Origin of the sequence: Longimicrobium sp. (genome assembly GCA_036377595.1) — a bacterium.
Taxonomy (GTDB): Bacteria; Gemmatimonadota; Gemmatimonadetes; order Longimicrobiales; family Longimicrobiaceae; genus Longimicrobium.
Window position 1 is genome coordinate 55,957 of sequence record DASUYB010000015.1, and the last position, 23,190, is coordinate 79,146.

General features: G+C 68.2%; 17 protein-coding genes. 10 read left to right on the forward strand and 7 right to left on the reverse strand.

Translation table 11 applies throughout. The features are described from left to right. The first annotated feature begins 353 nt into the window (after positions 1-353). Positions 354-5,849, forward strand: a complete 5,496-nt coding sequence (locus VF092_02365; protein HEX6746130.1) for an RHS repeat-associated core domain-containing protein — start codon at positions 354-356, stop codon at positions 5,847-5,849. Continuing rightward, positions 5,837-6,415, forward strand: coding sequence for a hypothetical protein (locus VF092_02370; protein HEX6746131.1), 579 nt, complete (start codon positions 5,837-5,839; stop codon positions 6,413-6,415). Before VF092_02365 ends, VF092_02370 begins: the two co-directional genes overlap by 13 nt. 271 nt (positions 6,416-6,686) lie before the next feature. Here VF092_02370 and VF092_02375 read toward each other — a convergent pair whose 3' ends face one another. Continuing rightward, the gene (locus VF092_02375; GenBank protein ID HEX6746132.1) at positions 6,687-6,851 is read right to left on the reverse strand and encodes a hypothetical protein; all 165 of its coding nucleotides are present in this window, start codon (positions 6,849-6,851) and stop codon (positions 6,687-6,689) included. A 213-nt stretch (positions 6,852-7,064) separates the two neighbouring features. On the opposite strand from VF092_02375, the gene VF092_02380 reads away from it, so the two are divergent. From VF092_02380 to VF092_02395, 4 genes are all read left to right on the forward strand, one after another. Further along, positions 7,065-7,754 carry an RHS repeat-associated core domain-containing protein gene (locus VF092_02380; GenBank protein ID HEX6746133.1) on the forward strand — a complete coding sequence of 230 codons (690 nt, stop codon included), beginning with the start codon at positions 7,065-7,067 and terminating at the stop codon, positions 7,752-7,754. 181 nt (positions 7,755-7,935) lie between these two features. Continuing rightward, positions 7,936-8,289: a DUF4431 domain-containing protein gene (locus tag VF092_02385; protein HEX6746134.1), complete on the forward strand. Its 354-nt coding sequence runs from the start codon at positions 7,936-7,938 to the stop codon at positions 8,287-8,289. A 155-nt stretch (positions 8,290-8,444) separates the two neighbouring features. Beyond that, positions 8,445-9,407: an RHS repeat-associated core domain-containing protein gene (locus tag VF092_02390; protein ID HEX6746135.1), complete on the forward strand. Its 963-nt coding sequence runs from the start codon at positions 8,445-8,447 to the stop codon at positions 9,405-9,407. A 74-nt stretch (positions 9,408-9,481) separates the two neighbouring features. Further along, on the forward strand, positions 9,482-9,787 hold the full coding sequence (locus VF092_02395) for a hypothetical protein (GenBank protein HEX6746136.1): 306 nt from the start codon (positions 9,482-9,484) through the stop codon (positions 9,785-9,787). A gap of 214 nt (positions 9,788-10,001) precedes the next feature. Here VF092_02395 and VF092_02400 read toward each other — a convergent pair whose 3' ends face one another. Continuing rightward, positions 10,002-12,527, reverse strand: coding sequence for a M14 family metallopeptidase (locus VF092_02400; GenBank protein HEX6746137.1), 2,526 nt, complete (start codon positions 12,525-12,527; stop codon positions 10,002-10,004). 171 nt (positions 12,528-12,698) lie between these two features. Here VF092_02400 and VF092_02405 point away from each other — a divergent pair, with 171 nt between their 5' ends. Continuing rightward, positions 12,699-13,247 (forward strand): hypothetical protein, encoded by a 549-nt coding sequence (locus VF092_02405; protein ID HEX6746138.1) that lies wholly within the window; start codon positions 12,699-12,701, stop codon positions 13,245-13,247. Positions 13,248-13,357: 110 nt separating this feature from the next. On the opposite strand, the gene VF092_02410 is transcribed toward VF092_02405, so the two are convergent. Further along, positions 13,358-14,218: a DUF3667 domain-containing protein gene (locus tag VF092_02410; protein HEX6746139.1), complete on the reverse strand. Its 861-nt coding sequence runs from the start codon at positions 14,216-14,218 to the stop codon at positions 13,358-13,360. Between the two features lie 270 nt (positions 14,219-14,488). On the opposite strand from VF092_02410, the gene VF092_02415 reads away from it, so the two are divergent. Next, positions 14,489-14,914, forward strand: a complete 426-nt coding sequence (locus VF092_02415; protein HEX6746140.1) for a hypothetical protein — start codon at positions 14,489-14,491, stop codon at positions 14,912-14,914. Positions 14,915-15,028: 114 nt separating this feature from the next. On the opposite strand, the gene VF092_02420 is transcribed toward VF092_02415, so the two are convergent. Together VF092_02420 and dxs are read right to left on the reverse strand one after the other, a co-directional pair. Next, on the reverse strand, positions 15,029-15,925 hold the full coding sequence (locus VF092_02420) for an NAD(+)/NADH kinase (GenBank protein HEX6746141.1): 897 nt from the start codon (positions 15,923-15,925) through the stop codon (positions 15,029-15,031). A 5-nt stretch (positions 15,926-15,930) separates the two neighbouring features. Next, complete coding sequence (gene dxs, locus VF092_02425; protein HEX6746142.1) at positions 15,931-17,868, reverse strand: 1-deoxy-D-xylulose-5-phosphate synthase; 1,938 nt, start codon at positions 17,866-17,868, stop codon at positions 15,931-15,933. A 593-nt stretch (positions 17,869-18,461) separates the two neighbouring features. On the opposite strand from dxs, the gene VF092_02430 reads away from it, so the two are divergent. Next, positions 18,462-19,331: a hypothetical protein gene (locus tag VF092_02430; GenBank protein ID HEX6746143.1), complete on the forward strand. Its 870-nt coding sequence runs from the start codon at positions 18,462-18,464 to the stop codon at positions 19,329-19,331. Between the two features lie 431 nt (positions 19,332-19,762). Beyond that, a complete protein-coding gene (locus tag VF092_02435; protein HEX6746144.1) occupies positions 19,763-20,089 on the forward strand; it encodes a hypothetical protein in 327 nt (108 codons plus the stop codon). Positions 20,090-20,408: 319 nt separating this feature from the next. Here the strand turns inward: VF092_02435 and VF092_02440 are convergent, their stop codons facing one another. Both VF092_02440 and treZ read right to left on the reverse strand, forming a co-directional pair. After that, positions 20,409-20,918, reverse strand: coding sequence for a hypothetical protein (locus tag VF092_02440; protein HEX6746145.1), 510 nt, complete (start codon positions 20,916-20,918; stop codon positions 20,409-20,411). Positions 20,919-21,095: 177 nt separating this feature from the next. Further along, the gene (gene treZ / locus VF092_02445) at positions 21,096-23,012 is read right to left on the reverse strand and encodes a malto-oligosyltrehalose trehalohydrolase (protein HEX6746146.1); all 1,917 of its coding nucleotides are present in this window, start codon (positions 23,010-23,012) and stop codon (positions 21,096-21,098) included. Positions 23,013-23,190: the final 178 nt, after the last annotated feature.

A 23,190-nucleotide genomic window follows, 5' to 3' on the forward strand; every position in this document is an offset into this window, starting at 1 on the left:
GCGAACGGCGCCGACGGGCGCATTCCACCGGCATCTCGCCGGGCGTGGGCGCCTGCGCCGCCGCTGCGCGAGGGAGCGCCAGCAGGGCGGCGGCCAGGAGTGACGGCAGGAGTCGGCGGAGGGGGAGGATGCTCATGAGCCCCATCATCCTGGTGATCACAAAATGTCCGTGAAAGCGCCCGCCGGACGTTACCAGTGAAGATAACGGGTGGCAAGCACCCGGTGTGACGCCAGATCCGTCCACGTGTGTAGACGGCGTGCTCGTTGTCCTGAATCACTTGCGCAAGGGCGCGCACCTGATTTTGATTGGCGGATAGGGACCCTCCGCTTCGCCCCACCGATCCGCGCTCCAGATGCCCTCCATCTCCCGCCCTTCCCTCCTGTTCCGCAGCGTCCTGGCGCTCGCCTCGATCGTCGCGCTGGTGGGGATGGTGCCGCAGCGGGCGCGCGCGCAGTGCCCGTTCACCGACCCCAACTGCACCGGCAGCGGCACGGCGCCCACGGTGTCGATCGACCCCGCCGGCGGCGCGGTGAGCTCGTCGAGCGTCCCGGTGACGGTCTACTGGAGCTCGTCGGGGGCGGGGCTGAACGCCTCGTCGCGCCGGATCGTCGTCAACGGCGACACCGTCACCACCTCGTTCACCTACGAGGGGATCGACACCGACAACGCCGTCTCGCAGGGCACCGTCTCACTGACCGGGAGCGCGTCGGTGACGGTGTCGGCGCGCATCTGCGACCTGCAGTCCCGCTGCTCGTCGTGGACCTCGGCCACGTACAGCTACCGCCCCTCGCCGCAGGTGCTGGGCACCGGGCAGGTTACCCGCTCGAGGGGCGAGGCGCAGATGGAGAACTTCCGCATCGTGAACCGGAGCACCTTCGTCACCGAGACGTATACGCTGGAATCGGTGTGCGACGGCACGACGTCGTGCTCGCCCAGCACGGCGCGGGTGACGGTGGCCGCCGGCGACACCGCGATCGTCGGCGTGAGCTATCGGCTCGGGACTGGGAGCCTGGAGACGGTCGGCCTGGTGGCCACCGAGACGCTGGCGGGCGGGCGCGGCTCGTCGAACACCATCGTGGTGGCCACCACCGCCGCGCCGCCGCCAGGCGCCGTGGGCGACCGCGCCGACCTGACGCTGGTGGAGCGGTCGATGTGCGTCACCGTGTCCGCGGGCCCGGGCGCGGCGTACGAGTGCGGCGACCTGCGCCTGGTGGCGCCGCTGCCGGGAACGCGCGTGCTGAACCGGGCGCGCACGCCGGCGCTGATCTACAACAGCCAGCACGCGAAGCCGTATCCCATCGTCGCCGCGCACCTGCTGCGCGACCTGTCGATGCCGCGCCCCGACTCGCTCGAGGCGAAGCTGGCGATCAACGGTACCACCATCGCCACCCGGCACTGGGCGGGCTTCCCCGCGGGCGACTCGGCGCGAGTGGCGCTGGGGTTCGACGCCTCGGGGACGGCGTATCCCACCGGCGCGTACGCCTACCACTTCGAGGTGCGCGCCTTCTACGCCGGCGGCGCCAGCGGCCTCATCTACACGCGCGACGGCAAGCTGGCGATCGTGAACCGCGGCCTGAGCGACTTCGGCAACGGGTGGTGGCTGGCGGGGCTGGAGCAGCTGCTGCCGGTGAGCGCGCAGGAGAAGCTGTGGGTGGGCGGCGACGGGAGCACGCGCCTGTACACGCTGGCCTCCGACGGCGTCTCGTGGCTCGGCCCGGCGTTCGACCGCCCCGATACCATCCGCGCGTCCGCCGGCGAGCTGGTGCGCACCCTTCCCGGCGGCGCGAAGATCTACTACGACGCGAACGGCCGCCACCTGCGCACGGTGAACCCGCTGGGCCACACCACCGCGTTCCGCTACACAGGGAGCCAGCTCGCGCGGATCGTCATTCCCCTGTCGGGCGACAGCGTGGCGTACACCTTCAACTACAGCGGCGGATCGCCCTCCGCGGCGGCGGGGATGCTGGCCGAGGTGGTGGCGCCGGGCGCGCGCGGGCTGGCCGACTCGGCGCGCGTCGTCCGCCTGGAGACGGTGGGCCGCGAGGTGACGCGCATCTACGAGCCGCAGTACCGGGGGAACGCGCCGTTCGGGAGCGCGCTGAACACCGCGAAGCCGCACGTGCTCTACACCACCACCGGCGGACGCATCACCGCGCGCACCAACCCGCTGGGCGTGCCGAACCTCTTCCGCTTCGACGCCGCGGGGCTGCTCGCCGGCACCGCGCTGCCGCTGGCGCCGGGCGATTCCATCAGGCTCGCCTTCCGCCCCGCCGAGTCGCAGGGGATCACGGGACCGGTGGCGCCCTCCGCCGTCTACACGCTACTGGACGGCCCGCGCACGGACGTGGGAGATACGGTCCGGTACGTGCTCGACCGCTGGGGCGCGCCCGTGCGCGTGGTCGATGCGCTGGGGTTCGCGACGCAGATCCGCCGCGGCAATGCCGGCCTCCCCGCCCTGGCGACCTCCGTCGTCTACGCGAACGGCCGCGAGGTGACGGCCACCTACGACGCGCGCGGCAACCTCACCGGCACCACCGACTGGTCGCACGTGGCCCCCGGCGGCCGCTACGCGGCGAGCGCCTACGCCTACGACGCGCGGTGGGACCAGGTCACGCGCAGCACCAGCGCCGAGGGTCGGACGACGGCGACCGCGTACGACAGCCTGGGCCGCCCGCGATGGACGCGGATCGGGCCCGACACCGCGCGGCGGGTGACCTTCCAGTACCGCCCGGGAACGGGCACCGCGCCGTCGATGGTGGCGTCCGTCACCCAGCCGGCGGCGGGCTCCAATCCGGCGGCGGTGGAATCGTACGACTACGACGCGCAGGGGAACCTGAGCCTCGTCGTCTCCCCGCTCGGCGTGCGCACGGAGACGCTGTCCGACGCGGCCGGGCGGCCGGTGCGCGTGCGGCAGCAGATCGACCTCCCGCCCGCCACGCCCGTCTACCAGAGCGATTCGACCATCTACGACGAGCTCGGCCGCGTCGCGCGCACCGAGAGCATCGGCCCGGCCATCGCGGCCTCGCGCGTCGGGCGTCCAGCCTCGCCCGCGCAGCGGCTGGTGGCGGTCAACACCTACGATTCGGCCAGCCGGCTGCGCACCGTATCCCGTATCTCCGCGCCCGACGAGGCCTCGATCGACACCGTCACCACGCGGTTCGAGTACGACGCCGCCGGCCGCAAGATCGCCGAGATCGCGCCCGACACCACGCCGGCAAGCCTGCTCGACAACCCGGTGGACTCCACCTTCTACGACGCCGCGGGGAACGTCGTCCGCACCCGCAACCGGCTGGGCGAGGTGGTGACGATGCAGTACGATACGCTGAACCGCCTGCGCCGCCGCTTCGTCCCCGCGGTCACGCGCACGGGGACGACGGCGCAGATCCTGTCATCGCCCACGTGGTACTTCCCCCTGTTCCGCGACAACGGGACGGGGGCGCTGGAGACGGCGAACACGACCGCGGCGCTCTCCTTCGTCCTGCGTGGCGACACCGCGGTGTTCACCTACGACGAGATGGGGAACCTGCGCTCGGCGGTGAACCAGGACGCGTCCGTCACCCGCACCTGGTTCCCATACGGGCTGATGCAGGGCGAGACGCAGCGCATCCGTACCTACGTGGGAACCGACACGACCACGCACGCGTATCCCCTGCAGTACGCGTACGACCTGGAGGGGCGGCGCGTCTCCCTGACGCTGCCGACGAATCTCGCCCCGTCCACGTCGCAGACCACGCAGACTTACGCGTGGGACGGCGGCACCGGCGAGCTCCTCGACATCGCCGACGTGCTGGGGACGCACTACCAGTACGCGTATGACACGCGCGGCCGCATCACCACCTTCACCCGCAACGGCGTGCAGGAGCGCTACAGCTACGACAACGGCGGGCGGATGACCACCCGCTACGAGGAGCACCTGGCCACGCACCAGGTGCTGCACAACGACGTGATGAGCTACGACGGGCGGGGGAAGCTGGCCACGGTGCTCGACCTGGCGACGCCGTCGTTCCCCGACACGGTGCAGAACGAGTACAGCGGCCTGGGCGCGCTGGCCGGCACCTACCGCATGCGCCAGACGATCGCGGTGAGCGACGAGCGCTTCCACAACGACGCGCTGGGGAACCGCTATGCCGCCGTGCAGCGCAGCCAGGAGGGCTTCAAGTACACCGAGCCGCCGAACACCAGCGCCAGCCGGTACGAGCGTTACACCGGCCGCATGCGCGTCACCCTCGGCCCGGCGACCACCGACACGTCCACGTACGACCGCGCGGGAAACCGCACCTTCGTCCTCCGTCAGCAAACCACCACTACGCCGTACGATGCCAACTGCAACGCGAGCTCGTGCCCGAGCAGCGTGGAGGCCACGCTCATCGACGAGACGGTGCAGTTCTACGGCGCCGAGGGGCGGCTGCGGATCGCGGACCGGCGGGCGTGCCTGAAGTTCAGCGGCAACGCGAACCAGTGCGACACCAGCCGGCTGCCGCTGGGCAACCAGCGCTCGTCGTTCGAGGAATACCGCTACGACGCGCTGGGCCGGCGGGTGCTGGTCCGCTCGCGCCAGGCGTACCTCTGCCAGATCAACTGCCAGAACCTCGTCCGCCGCACCGTGTGGGACGGAGATCAGGTGCTCGCCGAGATCCAGGCGCCGGCAGCCACGGGTACGGCCGCATCGACCATGGAGAACGACCAGTTCCGGCCGAGCGTCAATGCCAACTCGGTGGTGATTCCGTCCGGCCTGCGCGACACCGCCGACGTGGCGCCGACGGACACGGTGCCGCAGGCGCAGACGTACGGCGGCTTCCACTTCGGCCGCGTCGTCTACACGCATGGTCCGGGGATCGATGCGCCGCTCTCGCTGGTACGAATCGCGTATAGCGACTCCATCCCCGCACCGCAGCTGGTGGTGCTGCACAACGACTGGCGCGGTGAGTACGACATCGGCAGTTATGCGTTCGGCTCGCTGGCCAAGCCGTGCGTGCGCATCACCCGCAGCTCGCAGTTCCAGACGATCGTGCCGGGCGGACAGGCCTCCGACTGGCCCAAGGCACCCAGCCCGCAGAACACGAGCTGGTACCACTGCGTGGAGGTGGAGTGGCCCGCCCCGCACGTGTTCATCACGCGCGAGACCAGGAACCGCAGCCTGAACGGCCCCAACGCCTGGGTCGGCACGCTGATCGACGGCATGCGCGACAACAGCGGCCAGATGTACATGCGCAACCGCTACTACGATCCCGCCAGCGGGCGCTTCACGCAGGAGGATCCGATCGGGCTCGCGGGCGGGCTGAACGTGTACGGGTTCGCGGAGGGGGATCCGGTGAGCTATGATGATCCGTATGGACTAAAGGTGTGCCTCAGGGGCTCGGCCGCAGAAGTGCGGTATCTCCGCAACATTCTCTCGACCACGGTAGGAGCCTTCCTATCTCTCGACAGGCAAAACTGCATTTCGTTCATCGGAGCATCGAGACGTTCATCACTACGTGGCCTACGGGATCGGCTCGCATTCATGAATTCCCGCACCCAGGTCTATTCTGTTCGATTCATGTTCACGGAAGATACCACGCTCAAAAACGGGTGTATAAACGCAGAATCACACTTCTGTCCACCTGACCTTACAACGGTGATCGACCAGTCGGACTCCGGACGACATTTCAATGCAAAATTCTTCGGTTGCAAAGTATCGATGGTGGGGCCGCAAGTCACGGAATCGAGCACTTCGATTGCTGCACATGAACTTCTTGGCCACGCTTGGGCACACGCTGCCCAATTGGACCCATTCGACGAGCGGATCGCCCACAGCGCGGAAAACGTCTTTCGACGCGCTTTTGGGTTGACACAGCGATGCGGAGGCTGACCGTGACGAAATTGCGCCGATCACCCGTGCTGGGTCCGGCCTTCGTGGCAGGGCTCTGCACGCCTTTTTGCCTAGCGGTCATCGGGAATCTGACCCTTCAGAACGGTATCTTCTATTCGCTCGCAGCGTTCGGAGTAATCGGCGCCGCAGTGCTCTGGGGGCGATCGCGAGCTTTCACGGTTGGATGGAGCCTGATGCTGCTCGTGTGGTTCAGCCTGTTGGGCACGACAGGATCCAACGCCCAGTGGAATATTACTGCCATTCTCAGACTGATTTCTGACGGCTTTGTGCTATGGTGTTCAATGGCACTCCCCCTCGCGGGCGCACACTATGTGTATTTGCTCTTGTCTCACTCTTCAATCCAGCGCCGGACACTGTTCCTCATGCTGGGTATCTGGTTGATCGTCTTCGTCGCATCTTCTCGTCTGTCACGATTTGCGCCCGATGTCGGTGCAAACCCGCGCTACCATCCATTCGTCACTTGGATCGGGGGACCTGCGCTCGTGGTTCTCCCGCTCGTTTTCTCGGTCTGCTTGATGATCATTTCATTGCAGGACCGGTCGTAACCCAGCGACTGGGAATCGCTCTCGTAATCCCCTGTCTCCGCAGCCTGCCCGGGGCTTATCGCGGGATCCAGGGCTCTCTCGCACCTCACTTCCCTGGACACCTGGTAAGTGGGGAGCAGCCGGATCGGGAAAACTCCACCGCGGCCGTTTCATTCTCCGACGGACAGAATAGCCCTCCTGATGTAGCCCCCCACTTGAACACGTAGATGCAGAAAGCCCCGCCGAGATGATCTCCGGCGGGGCTTCGTCGTCGTTCACGCCACAACCGGCCTTACGGTCCCAGCAGGATGGCGTTCAGCAGGAGCGGCTGGCTGGAGCGCCAGAACAGGTGGAAGAGCGGGTCGTCGGCGAAGAGGATGATGCTGCCACGGCCCATCTCTTTCGTCACCAGCCATCCCTCCTGCCCCAGCCGCCCCACGTTCTCGGGCGAGATCACGCCGGAAAGCCGCTCCGGCGCATGCGGGAAAGTAGACGACCGGACGGCAGCCTGTTTCCACGCGCAGTAACAACTTCATCCCCGCGCCGCAGCTGGTGGTGCTGCACAACGACTGGCGCGGCGTGGCCCGCGCCGCACGTCTTCATCACGCGCGAGACGCGGAACCGCAGCCTGAACGGCCCCAACGCCTGGGTCGGCACGCTGATCGACGGCATGCGCGACAACACCGGGCAGATGTACATGCGCAACCGCTACTACGACCCTGCGAGCGGCCGCTTCACGCAGGAGGATCCGATCGGGCTCGCGGGCGGGCTGAACGTGTACGGGTTCGCTGCGGGGGATCCTGCGAACTATGCTGATCCATTTGGTTTGTCCTGTCAGGACAGCCGTGGACGACAGATTCCATGTCCACCGAACGTCGGTGAGCTTGGCCTTTCAGTTGTGATCACGTATCCAGATGGTACTATCGCTATTCGAACGGGAGGAACGCGGGCATGGCGCAACAACAATCCTGGAAATCTTCGCTCTGGCAGCTTTGCACGGTCGCAAGGAGCGATCGGAGAAACGCACAACGGCGGTAACGGTGATTTTGCAGTGTTCCCCGACTTCGAAACAGGCGAGCGTGCGCAGATGACCCGTATCACCACAGGGGTCTATGCAGGACTAAGTCTCGACGCGATGATTGCCAAATACGCTCCGCCTTCAGAGAACAATACCCCGGCATACCAAGCTCATGTGCGAAACGCGACCGGACTAAGCGGAGACGTCACCGTTGACCAACTTCCTCCGGATCAACTACGATCGGTGGTAAAGGCCATGCAAAGCCATGAGCACTTCAGAGCTGGCAAGATCCGCGTATATTCCTGCCATGGAATCTTGGGTCCGTGCTTGGGAGCGAACTGATATGAACCACATGCCTCGTGCACTACTGGTGATCAACGCCATTGTGATCTCTGTTTTGGGCTGTAGGCCAGATCAACCCCAAACTGGTCAGAACAAGGTGGCGCAGGCCGATTCGTCGTAGCAAGTTCAGACGATCTCACACGAACACCCGTGTGTTCCCTTCGAGCCGAGCGTCGTCACATTGAGCGGACAGTTGGTCATTTCCCCGAGATTTGGACCTCCAAATTTCGGAGAAACGCCTGACGAGGACGAGAAACTGCAGATTCCTTTCCTGATCCTGGAGCACGAAGCAGCAATGTGCAGAAATCCGGATACTGGTTCGCGAGAAGATCCGCCGATCCATTCGGACACCGTGCAATTAAATCTCATCCGTGTGGGTAACAGTTGGTTCCGCGAAGATGGAAAACATGTGATAGCGCGTGGCTCCCTGTATCCCGGTACATCCGGTTATCACTTTTCCAAAGTGTTGATGATGGTCGATAGCATCTCGCTATCACCGACAGATTCCGCCCGACTTCAAACCGGCTCCAAATAGTGCGACGATGTGTAGATAGCCTCGGGTATCGTCTCGCAAAGTGGATGAGAGCACGCATCGATTCAAGGCCATATATCACCGAAAGCGGCGACTCACTAATGAATGGTGTGTCGCCGCATTGTTTGGCGCGATTGTGATCGGAGACCATCTGCTTGATGATGGTGCTGCACAACGACTGGCGCGGTGAGTACGACATCGGCAGCTATGCGTTCGGCTCGCTGGCCAAGCCGTGCGTGCGCATCACCCGCAGCTCGCAGTTCCAGACGATCGTGCCGGGCGGCTCGGCGTCCGACTGGCCCAAGGCGCCCAGCCCGCAGAACACGAGCTGGTACCACTGCGTGGAGGTGGAGTGGCCCGCGCCGCACGTGTTCATCACCCGCGAGACGCGGAACCGCAGCCTGAACGGCCCCAACGCCTGGGTCGGCACGCTGATCGATGGCATGCGCGACAACACCGGCCAGATGTACATGCGCAACCGCTACTACGACCCGGCCTCAGGCAGATTCACGCAGGAGGATCCGATCGGGCTCGCGGGCGGGCTGAACGTGTATGGGTTCGCGGAGGGGGATCCGGTAAGTTTCGGCGACCCCTTCGGTACGAAGCTTTGTTTCCGAGGCCCGGGTCGGATTCGACTCGTGACAGCCACAATGAACGCGACGAACACCACCTTTTCGGTGGACCGCAACGGGTGCATCCTGGAGAATACCATTCGCGCACGCGGCGCGGCAGGGTTTGAGGAACTGCAGGATAAGCTTAAAGATCTGGTCAGCGCGTCGGAAACGCATACCGTCGCATTTCAGCAGCCGACCACGAGCGAGTGCCCCAGAATGGGATCATGCACTACGCCGGACTTACAGAGATCGTACATCCAGGAAGAGGATACGAAAATCTGGTATGTGCCGTGTGATCCGTATCGATTCCCGCGTGGCGGGCGCACGACCCTCGAATCGAGCATCGCTCACGAAGTGTTGGGACATCAGACCGAAGGTCCTGTTTACGGGTGGCTCGGCGCACGCTGGAACTGGGAAGGCCACGCGATCAAGATGGAGAACTACTACCACTCTGCAGTCGGAGAAGCCAGGAGATGCGGACACGGCATTCTGAGGCGAGAGCGTTGATCGTGTTGCTCCTGTTCTGTGTCGGTTGTGCGCCCCACCGAACGGAGCACCCTGAGGCAGAGCGGTTCACACCATTGGCCAAGCGAGTGTTTTCTGCTGCCGTCCAGGGGGATACCCTCGGGCTGAAAAGTCTGGTCGCAAACTCCGCTACCTATGTCCGCGCACGCGTTCTCGCAGGTCGTTTTCCTGCCTTGTTTGCGGCGGCACGCCGTGACGTGGTCATTCAGGACGTTCCGCTGCTGGTGACACAGGACAGCGCCTATATCGTCTACCTGCCTGAAGGCTATCGCAGATCCAGCGACCTTCTGGCACTGCGATTCGACCGCCGAGGAGATGAGTGGCTCGTGAGCTACATCGGGTTCCAGGAACCAGGAAGGTGAGCTGCCGCGGTTGGAAGTGAGGCGACGACGCACTCACCTGCCGTGTGAGGAGAAACGTGAGGTGATCGTTGATTCGAATACAGCCGATTCAGGCACGAATCATCTATACATCAAAAGCAGCCGCTACTTGACCGATCATATCACAAGTAGATTCAAGAAGCCCCGCCGGAAGCCGTCCTCCGGCGGGGCTTCGTCCATCACGCCACCATCCCCCTCACGGCCCCAGCAGGATGGCGTTCAGCAGGAGCGGCTGGCTGGAGCGCCAGAACAGGCGGAAGAGCGGGTCGTCGGCGAAGAGGATGATGCTGCCGCGGCCCATCTCCTTCGTCACCAGCCATCCCCCCTGCCCCAGCCGCCGCACGTTCTCGGGCGAGATCACGCCGGAAAGCCGCTCCGGCGCCTGCGGGAAATAGGCCACCGTCTCGATCCCCTCCCCCGGCTCGAACACCGTCGTTCCCATGTGCAGCACGAAGGTCTTCGCGGGGTCGGCGTCCAGCCCGGCGCCGAAGGCCAGCGGGTGCGCGGGGTCCAGCGCCACGGTGAAGATCGCCCCCGGCACCTCCTGCCTCCACTCCTGCCGCTCGCGCTCCTCGCGGCCGGCCAGCGAGCGGGCGCGGGCGCTGGCCGTGTCCTTCGCCGGCTCGCGCAGCTTGATCTCCGCCAGCCCGGCGGCCGCCTCCGCGCCGCCGGCCACCGCGACGAGACGGCCGCCGCGCTGCATGAACTGCTTGAGCGCATCCTCCGCCCCGCGGATCGCGCGGGTGGAGGCGTCGGGGAGGACGATCACGTCGTAGCGCGTGAGGTCCGCGCGGGCGAGGTCGGCCGCCTCGAGCGCGTCGAAGCGCATCCCCAGCTGCTGGTCGAGGAGGAACCAGAAAGCGCCGAACGAGGTCGGATCGACCCCCTCGCCCGAGACGACGGCCACGCGCGGGCGCTTCACGTTGGCCACGTTCTCGCTCCCCAGGTCGATCCCCTCCTCGCTGTGGCCGGTGGAGACGACGGAGACGAAGCCGCCCAGCCCCGCGCGCGTGGCCCGCGCCTGCACCGAGTCGTTCCCCCGGTTGGGGATGAACCACGTTCCCGCCGGCCAGCGCCGCCCGCCGAAGGTCGCGGACTTGCCCAGGACGCGGACGCGCCCGCCCGCGTCCAGGAAGCGCATCACCGCCGCGGTCTCGTCCGCGCCCGGTGCGACGAGATAGCCGTAGGCCGGCGCCGGCGCGGCCACGTTCGACGGCCCGCCGTCCGACGGCACGGCGGGGACGGAGACCCAGCTCCCGCCGCCCGCCACCGGGGTGCGGTAGGCGGCCACGCCGTACGCGTAGGGGAGCGACCAGGCGCTGATGTCGTACGAGAAATTGGCGCGCAGCGGCGTCTCCTGCTGCAGCAGCGTCACCGCCAGTCGGCCCAGCCGCTGGCGCGCGCGGACGCGGTAGGTGCCCGCGGGGAACTGGCCGCGCTGCGGGAAGCCGGCCAGGGGCGTGGCCCGCGCGCCGAAGCCGGCGTTCGCCCGCTCCACCTCGATCCCCTGCCCGCGCAGGTGGTCGACCAGCGCGCGGACGCGGGTGGGATCGGTGCCGGGCACGAGGAGGAAGTCCTGCTCGTTCGCCCCCGCCGTCCGCGCCGCCGAGGCGTAGTCGGTCAGCAGCTGCGTCTTCCCGGCCATCGCCGCGCGCAGCGTGGCCTCGCCGCTGGTCCAGTGGTGCAGCGCGCGCTCCTTCAGCGTCAGCGTGTCGCCGTCGGTGCGCTCGATCGCCTGGCCGGCGGCGCCGTGGCCGGCCTGCTCGTAGGTCATCCCGATCGCCCCGGTCAGGCTGGGCCAGCTGTCGCCGTAGCCGGGGTAGAAGAGGTCGAACTCCTCGGCCGTGTAGTAGCTCCATCCCTGCTGGTCGAACGCGCGGGCGTTGGCGTCGCCGAAGCGCTTCCCCCACTGCAGGATGTACGGCGGGTAGATGGGGTTGACCGGCGCCGTGGCGGGAAAGAAGAAGTAGCTGGAGTTGTACCCCATCTCGTGGAAGTCCACGTGCACCTGCGGGTTCAAGCGCCACCAGGTGGCCAGCCGCGCGCGCGTCTCGGCCTGCGTGCCCCAGCTCCAGTCGCGGTTCAGGTCGAACAGGTAGTGGTTGAAGCGCCCGCCGGGCCACGGCTCGCGGTGCTCGCGCGCCTGGGGATCGGGGTTGGGGCGCGCGCCGCGCACCTGGCGGAACCAGTTGACGTAGCGGTCGCGCCCGTCGGGGTTGACGACGGGGTCGATCACCACGACCAGCGAGTCGAGCACGCCGCGCACCTCGGGCGCGCCGCGGGCCAGGTCGTACGCCGTCCACAGCGCCGCCTCGCTCGACGAGCTCTCGTTGCCGTGCACGCCGTAGCTGAAGTACACCACCGCCGGATTTGTCGAGGCGACCTGTGCGGCGCGCTGGGCGCTCGTCTCGGGCCGCGTCAGCTCCGCGTTGGCGGCCAGCACCTGGTCCAGGCGGGAGAGCACGTCGGGGCGGGCGACGACCAGCTGGAAGAGCTCGCGCCCCTCGTACGTCTGCCCGTAGGCCTGGTAGCGCACGCGGTCGGGCGCGGCGGCGGCCAGCGCGCGGGCGTACTGCTGCACCCCCGCGTACGGGGTGAAGCGCTCGCCCAGCTCGTAGCCCAGCACCTGCGCGGGCGAGGGCACCTGCTGCGCGGCCGCGCGGAGCGCCGGCAGCAGCGCCAGCGCGAGCGCCGCGGCGCTCGGGAAGATGCGACGGGGCATTCGGTTCGGTACGTTGGATGGAAACAAATCCGGCCCGGCGGGGTGAAGGAATCGAAGCTATGCCGAGCGTTCGGCCGGCGCAACGCGCGGTTGACACGTCCCGCGGGCGCGGATAGCCTCACGCGCGCCCCGTCCGACGGGGTGTTTCGGGGGACTTCAATGGAGATGCGGATGCGGATGACGATCGCGGCGGGCGTGATGGGGATGGCGGCGCTCGCGGCGTGCACGGGCGGCAAGCAGCGCGGCGGAGACGCCATCTCCCGCACGAAGTTCGTGCAGGCGAACGCGGACCTGCGCTCCGTCCCCGACACGGCGCCCAAGGGCGACAGCCTGCGCGTCGCGGCGCTGAAGAAGCACCGCGTGAACGAGGCGGAGCTGCGGCGCTTCGTGGTGGTGCACGGGCGCGACCCCGAGTACATGGCCACGGTCTGGCGCGAGATCTCCGACAGCGTGCAGAAGCGCTACGACCGCTCGTTCCCGCTGCTGCACCCCACGAACGAGAACCCGAACGTCCCCATGGACCGGCCGGGCCCCGGTGGCCCTCCCACGGTGATCGGCCAGCAGCAGCCCCCGCCGCCGACGGGCGTCCCGCCGCGCATGCCGCAGCGTCCGCGCCCGCCCAAGACGCCGGCGAACCTCCCGCGCGTGCAGCCCCCCGGCGGCGCTCCACCGGCGCAGCCCCCGCCCTCGCCGCTGGACACGCTGCGGCGCGAGCGCTGACAGGATCCTGAAGAGTTTGACTCACGCAGAGTCGGCAGGGTCAGCAGAGAACTGAAGCGGTTCTCTCTGCTGACCCTGCTGATTCTGCGTGAGACTTGCTGTTTCCGAGATCAACCGCCGTAGTAGACCGACGCGGCGGCGGTGCCGAGCGCCAGCAGCCCGGCGATCGACTGGCAGATGGAGAAGAGGAAGAGCAGGAGCAGCGTCCATCCCGCCGCGCCGTACCACCCGGAGGCATAGACGCGGCGCACCGCCACCATCAGCCACGCGAAGATGGGGATCACCGCGCACGCGGAGACGATGGCGATCACCGTCGAGTGGGCCAGGAGCTGGACTGGGAGAAGGACCAGCGCCGCCAGGAAGTTGATGGTGGCGAAGTGCGTGGCGAGCACCAGGTGCTGGCCGTACCACGGGCGGCGCCGGCGGAAGATGGCGTAGAGGAACCCCGCGAACAGCACGGGGATCAGCACCGACAGCCAGGACACGTGCTGCGCCGACGCCTGCACCAGCGCCTGGTGCGCCGCCTCGTCCGTCATCCCCCGATGGACGGCGAGCGCGTGCACCATCTGCTTGAACATCGCGGTGATACGGTCGGCGCTCTTCCCGTCCTGCGTGGTGGGGAGGAGGGTGGTCAGGAAGAGGGTGACGGCGAAGACCACGATGTACATCCGCAGCGCGCCGACGTACGGCCGGCGACGCCCGCGCAGCGCCTCGAGCGTCAGCACGCCCGGCTGCACGACGAGCACCCGCAGCGACCGCAGCGCGCGCGAGTCCAGGTCGAACACGTCCTCCCAGGCGTCGGCCAGGAAGTGGCGCAGCGAGAAGCGGTCGTCGGAGTGGCGCCGCTCGCCGCAGGCGTGGCAGTACTCGCCGGCCAGCGCGGTGCCGCACGACGGACACGCCACCGCGTCGGCGAGCGGCACCGTGGCGGCGAGGGAGACGGGTGTGGCGGGAGATTCGAGCGTCGCCATGGGAGGCCATCCTGCGGGCGCGGCGGGGGACAGTGCGGGCGGCTCGTGTGGGATCGGATTCAATCTGCCATCGCGCCCCGCGATTCGTCCAGCCTTTTGTCTCCTCACGTTTTAACCATCTCCCGACCCTTTCGAGATGTGCGGCGGGTTCCGGCGCGGGACTTGAATCACCGGTGCGGCGCGCGCAAACACCTGGCGGACGGACGCCGGGTGCGCGCGGTGCTTGCCCGCACCCCCGCGGGCACCGAACCACGCTCCGGAGAAGGACCCATGCGCCGTGCCCTTTCCCTGCTCGCGCTCCTGGTTCCGGCCGCGCTCCTGGCCGGCTGCGACAGCACGACGTTCAACGACGACCGCATCGGCTGCGACCGGGTGCACAGCTTCTCGCTGGGAAGCAGCACCAGCGGCTCGCTGGACCCGAACGACTGCGTGCTGACCGACGGATCGGCGGTGGAGCTCTACCGCTTCCGCATCAACGACTTCCGCACGGTCTTCGTCAGCGTCACATCGAGCAACGTGGACCCGTACGTGGAGATCCTGGACCAGAACGGCAACGCGATCGCCGAGGAGGACAACGGCGGCGCGGGGTTCTCGGAGCTGGCGGTCGATCTCTCGTCGGGCACCTACTACATCGCCGTCACCACCTACCAGCCCGGCGACTACGGCGACTTCTTCCTCGATACCGACTCCCAGTAGCCCGGGTCAGGAAAACAGAAGGCCTCACGCAGAGAAGCAGAGGCAGCAGAGAACTGAATCGGTTCCTCTGCTGCCTCTGCTTCTCTGCGTGAGGCTGTTCTTTTTCGATGGAGATCAGGGGATGACGGGCGCCCGGTCGCGCTCCTCCAGGTCGCCCCAGCGGAGCTTGCGGCGAAGCGTGGAGAAGAAGGTCTGGCCGGGGAAGCGCACCAGCCGCACCGGGTTGTCGGCGCGGCACACCAGGATGGTGGCGCCCGGCATCAGCCGCTCGTGCTCCTGGCCGTCGATGGTCAGCACCAGCTCCTCGGTGGGCGAGAGCACCTCCACCGTCACCGTCTCGTCGGCGGGAAGGACGAGGGGGCGCACCCCCAGCGTGTGCGGGCAGATGGGCGTGGCCACGATGCAGTGCACCGAGGGCGACACGATGGGTCCGCCCGCCGAGAGCGAGTACGCCGTCGACCCCGTGGGCGTGGAGAGGATGATCCCGTCGGCCGAGTAGGTGCCCACCTCCTCGCCGCTGGCGCGCACCGCCAGGCGGATCACCCGCGCGGCGCCGCCCTTGTGCAGCACCGCGTCGTTCAGCGCCAGGTAGCCGCCGCCGTCCGTCCCGTCGGGGAGGGAGAAGGAGACCGCCAGCGCCATCCGCTCGTCCAGCTCGAACGTTCCCGCGAACCACATCCCCAGCGCGCGCTCCATCTCGTCGGGCGCGGCCGAGGTCAGGAAGCCCAGGTGGCCCAGGTTGATCCCCAGCACGGGGATGGCGTCGGCCGCCACCATGCGCGCGCCGCGCAGCAGCGTCCCGTCGCCCCCCAGCGTCAGCAGCAGGTCGAGCGAGGGGATGACGTCCGTGGTCAGCGGCGGGGCGTCGATCTCGCCCTCGCGCAGGTCGTCCTCGAAATACAGCTCGGCCCCCTCCCGCCCGGCGAGCGTCACCAGGCGGGCGAGGGCCTCGACGAACTGCGCGTAGCGGGGATGGCCCACCACGCCGATGCGGCGAGCGTCCCCGGCCACGGGTCTCAGGCCGTTTCCTGCAGCGTCCGCAGCGGCCGGCCGAGCAGCCCGCGCGCCTTGGCGGCGATGCCGTCGGCCGTCAGCCCCAGCTCGGCCAGCATCTCGCCGCGCTCGCCGTGCTCCACGAACCCGTCCGGCAGCCCCATCGACGTCCCGTGCACGCCCGGCCAGCGCTCGGCCACGCTGGCGCGGACGTACGCGCCGAAGCCGTTCACCGCCGTCCCCTCCTCCACCGTCACCAGGTGCGTGTGGTGGGGGAAGAGGCGCTCCAGCGTTCCCTCGTCCAGCGGCTTCACGAAGCGGCAGTCGACCACCGTGGCCGACACGCCCTCGCGCTGCAGGAGGTCGGCGGCGGCCAGCGCGGGCGCCACCATCGTCCCCACCGCCAGGATGGCCAGCTCCTTCCCCTGCCGCAGCGTCTCCCACCGCCCGTACTCGGCGGCGGCGATCTCGCCCACCGGCCTGGGCAGCGCGGGCACCGTGTCGCGGGGGATGCGGATGCAGAAGGGGCCGCCCTTCCACTCGATCCCCAGCCGCAGCAGCGCGATCAGCTCGTCGGCGTCGCGCGGGGCGGTGATGGTCATCCCCGGCACGGCCAGCATGTAGGCGATGTCGAGCGCGCCGTGGTGCGTCTGCCCGTCGTCGCCCGCCACCCCCGCGCGGTCCATCACGAAGGTCACCGGGAGCTCCTGCAGCGCCACGTCGTGCACGATGGAGTCGTACGCGCGCTGCAGGAAGGTCGAGTAGATGGCGACGACCGGCTTCACCCCCTGCGTGGCCAGCCCGGCGGCGAAGGTGACGGCGTGCGCCTCGGCGATGCCGACGTCGAAGAAGCGCTTCGGGTGCGCCTTCTCGAAGATGTCGGTGCTGGTGCCCGTGGCCATGGCCGCGGTGATGGCCACCACCTCGGGGTGCTCCTCCGCGAGCGCGGTCAGCGCCTGGCCGAACACGTTCTGCCAGCGCGGAAGGCCGCCGGCGCTGGGCTTCAGCGGCGCGCCGGTCTGCTTGTCGAAGAGCGCGGCGGCGTGCCACTTCACCTGGTCGGCCTCGGCCGGCGCGAAGCCCTTCCCCTTGGTGGTGAGGACGTGGACGAGCCGCGGGCCCTTCATCTTCTTCACCTGCTCGAAGGTCTCGGTCAGCCGCTTCACGTCGTGCCCGTCGACGGGGCCCACGTAGCGGAAGCCGAGCTCCTCGAAGAGCATCCCGGGAACGAACATCCCCTTCAGCGCGTCGTCCCAGCGCACCGCGAAGTGCTCCACCATCTCGCCGATCGTCCCCAGCTTCGGCGCGGCGTGGATGACCCTCTTCACCTCCTCGCGGATGCGGTTGTACAGCGGGTTGGTGCGCACGTCGGTCAGCCGGTTGTGCACCCCCAGGTACTTGTGCAGCGCGCCCACGTTGGGACTGATCGACATCCCGTTGTCGTTGAGGACGACGATCAGGTCGCGGTCGGTGTGGCCGGCGTTGTTCAGCGCCTCGTACGCCAGCCCGCAGGTCATCGACCCGTCGCCGATCACCGCCACCACCTCGAAGTCGTCGCCCATGATGTCGCGCGCGGCGGCGACGCCGGTGGCGGCGGAGATGGAGGTGGCCGCGTGCCCCGCGCCGAAGACGTCGTACTCGCTCTCGTCGCGGCGCAGGAAGCCGGACAGCCCGTGGCGCTTGCGGATCGACGGCATCCGCTCGTTGCGCCCGGTGAGGATCTTGTGCGGATAGGCCTGGTGGCCCACGTCCCAGATCAGCTGGTCGCGCGGGGTGTCGAACACGCGATGGAGCGCGACGGCCAGCTCGACGGTGCCGAGATTGGAGCCGAAGTGCGCGCCCTTGTGCGCCGACACCACGTCGATCACGCGGTCGCGCACCTCGGCGCACAGCTGGGGAAGCAGCGCGTCCGGGAGCGCGCGGACGTCTGCGGGGGACTTGATCTTGTCGAGTAGCGCCACGTGGGAAGCCCTTCCCTTCCAGGTCGCATTCAGGCGCGCGCCAAGGTGGACGCGCGAGCCGGCGTGGAATCTACGTCCAACCCGCCCGTTCATCAAATCCCGCGCTCGGTCGCGGAAGTGAGCGCGGCTCAACGGGTTCGGGCGATGCAGGAGGATCTCGAGACAGGCGATCGAAATTCCGTGCGGCTGAAACGGTAGCCACACTCTGAACTTACGTCAAGTACTTTGTAATGCAGAGCACATGCTTGGCCACGCCAGCACAATCTGTCATCCCGAGGGCGCCGATCCGAGCATCGGCCCGCGCCGGCGGTGGGCGCCCGAGGGATCTATAGCCTGTTGCGGCGCAAGCGGTTGGGATTCGCGCACTCCGCGGCTATAGATTCCTCGGCCTGCAAACATCGGTGCAGACGCGAGTCCGGTGTGGCCGGCCTCGGAATGACAGTTCGAGGTGTGGATCGCGAGGCCTGAGCACCAGCATCCGCAGCCTCGGCGAGAGCAGATGTAAGGAAGATTCGAGGAAGGGAGAAATTCAGCATCGCCGCGTGTATATTCGCGCCGGGCGTCTCCGATCCACCCTCATCGATCCCACCCCGATGAACGCGCTCGCACTCCTTCCGCTCCTCGCCTCGGCAGCCGTCGCCACCGATCCCGCGCCGCCGCGGCCGCCGCTGGTGCGCGTGGTGGCCACCAACTACGCGTTCCAGGCGCCGGAGACGTCGCCGGGCGGGCTCGTGACCGTGCGGCTGGTGAACCGCGGGCAGGAGCCGCACTACGCGCGCCTCCTGCGCCTGGCGCCGGGGAAGACGCTGGCGGACTTCGCGGCGCTGCGGCGGCAGGGGCGCGGCGCGGCCGACTGGCTCGTGCCCACGGGCGGCATCGCGCCGGTGTCGCCGGGCGACTCGGCGGACCTGACGCTGACGCTGGCGCCGGGGCGCTACCTCGTGATCTGCGGCTATCCCGGCCGCGAGGGCCGCCCGCACGTGGACATGGGGATGATGCGCGAGATCGTGATCGCCGCGGCGCCGCGGGCGCGGCCGGTGCAGCCGCGCGAGGACGTGCGCCTGCGGGTGACCGACGGCACGCTGGCGTGGTCCGAACCCCTGGCGGCCGGCCGGCACGTCGTCCAGGTGGAGAACGACGGCACGCAGATGCACCAGCTGCTGCTGGCGCGGCTGCCGGAGGGCACGACGCTGGAGGCCGAGAAGCGCTGGTTCGACGACTTCCGCGGCGAGCGCCCCGGCCGCCCCGCCGGCGGCGTGATCGAGCTGCGCCGCGGCGAGCGGGTGTGGCTGGCGCTGGACCTGCCGCCGGGCCGCTATGCCCTGCTCTGCCACGTCACCGGCCCCGACGGCCGCAACCACTTCCTCGCCGGCGAGGCGGTGGAGTTCACGATCCCGCGCGCTGAGTCGCCCCGTGTCGCGCGAACGGCGCGCCCCGGGCGGGCGCGCCGTTTTGCGTATTGAAGAAGCCTTCGCCGGGACTACCATCGAGACGTCATCCGAGTCTACCACCGCGATCCGCGTGACCCCACCACGGTTGACGCCTCGCGCAGTTCGCGAGCGGTGAGCTGCCACGTCCCGCACCGTTGATGGCGGCTCGGTCTGGCCGAACGGCGATCCCCAATTTGGCCGCGTTCCACGATCTCCGACCCAACAAAGGCGGGCACGCTGTCGCGCCGGCCCCACATGTGGGGTAGCGTAGACCCGCCACACACCTTGAGGCACAGCGCACGCGAACGGCGTACGAGGCCGAACTGCCTTGGGCCGACTGCTCGATAAGTAATGGTGCGTCAGGAGCGTTTCTTGGGCATAGCGATTGCTTGATTAACTTTTTGTTCCCACGGCGGCGAAATGTGCGCAGGAAAATTTCTTTCCCTCACCGGAGACACACTATAATGGCCATCATATTCGTGGATGTCTCGACGTATCACGTGTACGCGCAGGGGGCCAACACTAAAGGTGTCCTGGCGTGGATCATCCTAGGAATCCCCAACGCGTTCGCCACGCTCATGTTCTATCAGGACGGTGCGGAGATCCCGGCTAATAGCATATTCGTGAACGCCGGACAGCCTGCGTACACTGTGCGCTACCACTACGCCCAGTTCGCCGACGTACTGGATCTGCTGCGCAACGAAAAACCGATTAAGTTCGCCTTCAACGACCAAAGCCTGAGCGGGTACATCACCACGGGCGACGAACCGGTCGGCGAAGCCGAGGTCTGACTCAGATACACAGCCTCGGATGCCGCGCGTTGTGAACCTGTTGGATCACTCGAGGGAGCTAGCGAATAGAGCAGCCCGCCGGGGGAAGTATCCCGGCGGGCTGCTGTTAGTTGTAGTTGCTAAGGTGCTTCTCGCGGCTTCGATTTGTGTGAAGGTTGCGCGCCCACCTAGGAATTAGTGCCGCTTTCGTGCATCCTTGCCGGTTTCGACCGCATTCGCGTGATTTGCGAGCTTCCCATAGTTGTTCCGGCGGCCTCTTCAGCCGCCATTGAGACTGGCGGACGGGAATTCGAGACGGCGCGGGCAGGCCACCGGTTCCTCAATATCCCCGCTTGAGGACGGCGGTGGCGTTGAAGGCGCGGAAGGCGAGGCCGAGCGAGATCAGGCACATCATCAGCGTGCGGGCGCTCGCGCCGCCGCCGAAGCCCTGCATCATCCCCGTCAGCTCGATGAACTGGTTAACCAGCATCAGGATGGCGATCGCGAGCAGCACCCCGCCCGCGAGCCGGCTCTTGCTCATCCGCAGCCACAGCGACACGCCGAAGACCAGCGCCGCGTCGAAGTAGAACGCTGGACTGTAGAAGAATCCGAGCAGCACGTTCAGCCCCGCGATCAGGAAGAAGATCCCGGTGCACAGGTCGATGGCGTCGTTGGCCTCCTCGGCGTTGTCGACCGAGCCGAAGATGCGCTCGAAGCCGCGCTTGGCCGGGCGGTTGAGCGTCGCCGAGCCGCGCGCCAGCGCCGTCATCCCGCTGTACGCGGTGATCGGCACGCGGAAGGTGTCGTGCGAGCCGTCGGGGAGCGCCACCCACTGCATCACCGGGTTCATGATGCCGCAGTGCGGGCAGGACCGGGACGTGACCTGAGTCTGCTGGCCGCAGTCGCGGCACGGCTTGGTGTCCATTACGGAGATTGGGAGAAGATGGGAACTGGAAACGGCTTTGGCGGGAACATCTGACAGCAAGCTAATCACTCCGGACGTCAATTGCAAGCACGATGTGACATTCTACGTCTCGATCGATTGATTCGTCTCCCCCTCCTCTTCCGCCTCCTCCTGCGGCGCGGGGGCGAGCACGACGGCGGTCTCGCCGGGGAGGAGCCAGCCGCCGCCGGGCGTCTCCACCGGCGGCGTTCCCGCGCCGTCGTATTCGGGGGATTCGCTCGACCACACCGTCTCCCAGCGCATCCCGGGCGGCGGCGCGAGCAGCGGCTCGGGCGCGGGGGCGAGATCGACCTGCGTGCCGAGGTTGACGACCAGCAGCCGGTCTCCATCCTCGTGCAGGAAGCGCAGGCAGAGCGCGGCGGGGCCGAGCACCGCGCCGTGCATCCGCGCCGCGTCCTGCGCGGCGAAGGCGGACGTCTCGCGGCGCAGGCGCAGGAGGTCGCGGTGGAGCGCGTACGCCGCCGCGTTGGTCTCGCGCTCGTGGAGATCCAGCTTGCACGCCTCGAATGTCGCCCGGTCCGCGGGGTCGGGGATGCGCGCCTGCATCTCCGGCGCGGCGATGCTGGGGAGCTGCGCCAGGAACTCCTTCCGCCCGGCGTACACCTTCTCCGCCAGCTCTGGCTCGTGGTCGGCGAAGTAGACCCAGCGCGCGCTGGCGGCGAACTCCTGCCCCATGAACAGCATCGGCGTGCCGGGCATCAGCAGCGCCAGCGCCGTCATCGCCCGCACCCGCGGGGGCGAGGCGAGCTGGTGGATGCGCTTCCCCGAATCGCTGTTCGCGACCTGGTCGTGGTTCTGGATGAAGGTGACGAACGCGTGCGCGGGGACGCCGAACGACGGGGTGCCGCGGCGCTGCTTCTGCCACCCGTAGCGCTGCCCCTGGAAGAGGAACCCCCACTTCGCGGCGGAAACGAGCTCCTGCGGCGTGCCGCGGTAGTCCGAGTAGTACGCCTCCGCGCGGCCGGTGAGCGCCACCATCGCCGCGTGGTGGAAGTCGTCGTTCCACATCGCGTCCAGCCCCCATCCTCCCTCGCCGGCGGGGCGGACGAGCACGGTCTCCTGCGGCTCGTTCTCGGCGACGATGAAGAGGGTGCGCGTCGCGGCGGCCTCGCGCGCGGCCCGCGCCAGCTCGGCGACGACGTGGCGGGGCTCGCGGTCGTAGATGTTCTGCGTGGCGTCAAGCCGCAGCCCGTCGAGGTGGAACTCGCGGATCCAGTACGCGGCGTTCTGGACGTAGAACTCGCGCACCGGGCCGGAGCCGGGGCCGTAGAAGTTGACGGGATCGCCCCACTCCGTCTCGTGGCGGTCGGTGAACCAGCTGTCGCCGAACTCGGTGAGGTAGTTGCCGTCCGGCCCCAGGTGGTTGTAGACGACGTCGAGGATGACGCCCATCCCCGCCGCGTGCGCCCGGTCCACGAAGCGGCGGAAGTGGTCGGGGCGGCCGTAGAGACGCGTGGGCGCGTACAGGTCCACCCCGTCGTATCCCCACCCGAACTCGCCGGGGAACTCGGCGACGGGCATCACCTCGAGCAGCGTGATCCCCAACCTCGCCAGCTGAGGAAGCTGCTCCGCCGCCGCGGCCCACGTCCCCTCGGGCGTGAAGCAGCCCACGTGCAGCTCGTAGATCACCTGCCCCTTCGCCGGCACGCCGCGCCACTCGCCGTCCGTCCAGGCGAAGGAATCGGGATCGACCACCTCCGACGGCCCGTGCGGCCCCGCTGGCTGGAAGCGCGAGGCGGGATCGGGAAAGGCGTCGCCGCCGTCCAGGCGGTAGCGGTAGAGCGTCCCCGCCGCGGCGGAAGCGACGGCGCCGGAGAACCAGCCGTCTCCCTCCGCCCGCAGCGCGGACGGGGCGGCACCCGCGCCTGGGCCGCCCTCGATCACCACCTCCACGCGGCTGCGCTTGGGCGCCCAGACGCGAAAGTGCACGCCGCCGGCCGGGAGCACCTCGGCCCCGGCGGACAGCCGGCGCTGCGCCATCTCCATCTCCCGTTCCGAACGATCGATACCGGCACGAACGGGCGGCGCGGTACGCAGGTTCGGTACCGAGGGCGGAGCTGCTACAGGACAACGCCGTTCTGGGGACGGGCGGCTGAAGCCGCGGCTGGAACATTGGAAAGCCTCGCAAACTGCGCGAGGCTTCGACTGCACGCGGGCG

Bases quoted from the DNA above. Each gene is read 5' to 3' on its own strand.
- VF092_02415 (HEX6746140.1), top strand. From the start codon at position 14,489: ATGCGCCGTGCCCTTTCCCTGCTCGCGCTCCTGGTTCCGGCCGCGCTC.
- treZ (HEX6746146.1), bottom strand. From the start codon at position 23,012: ATGGCGCAGCGCCGGCTGTCCGCCGGGGCCGAGGTGCTCCCGGCCGGC.
- VF092_02380 (HEX6746133.1), top strand. From the start codon at position 7,065: ATGCGCGACAACACCGGGCAGATGTACATGCGCAACCGCTACTACGAC.
- VF092_02365 (HEX6746130.1), top strand. From the start codon at position 354: ATGCCCTCCATCTCCCGCCCTTCCCTCCTGTTCCGCAGCGTCCTGGCG.
- VF092_02430 (HEX6746143.1), top strand. From the start codon at position 18,462: ATGAACGCGCTCGCACTCCTTCCGCTCCTCGCCTCGGCAGCCGTCGCC.
- VF092_02410 (HEX6746139.1), bottom strand. From the start codon at position 14,218: ATGGCGACGCTCGAATCTCCCGCCACACCCGTCTCCCTCGCCGCCACG.
- VF092_02435 (HEX6746144.1), top strand. From the start codon at position 19,763: ATGGCCATCATATTCGTGGATGTCTCGACGTATCACGTGTACGCGCAG.
- VF092_02370 (HEX6746131.1), top strand. From the start codon at position 5,837: ATGCGGAGGCTGACCGTGACGAAATTGCGCCGATCACCCGTGCTGGGT.
- VF092_02405 (HEX6746138.1), top strand. From the start codon at position 12,699: ATGCGGATGACGATCGCGGCGGGCGTGATGGGGATGGCGGCGCTCGCG.
- VF092_02400 (HEX6746137.1), bottom strand. From the start codon at position 12,527: ATGCCCCGTCGCATCTTCCCGAGCGCCGCGGCGCTCGCGCTGGCGCTG.
- VF092_02440 (HEX6746145.1), bottom strand. From the start codon at position 20,918: ATGAACCCGGTGATGCAGTGGGTGGCGCTCCCCGACGGCTCGCACGAC.
- VF092_02390 (HEX6746135.1), top strand. From the start codon at position 8,445: ATGATGGTGCTGCACAACGACTGGCGCGGTGAGTACGACATCGGCAGC.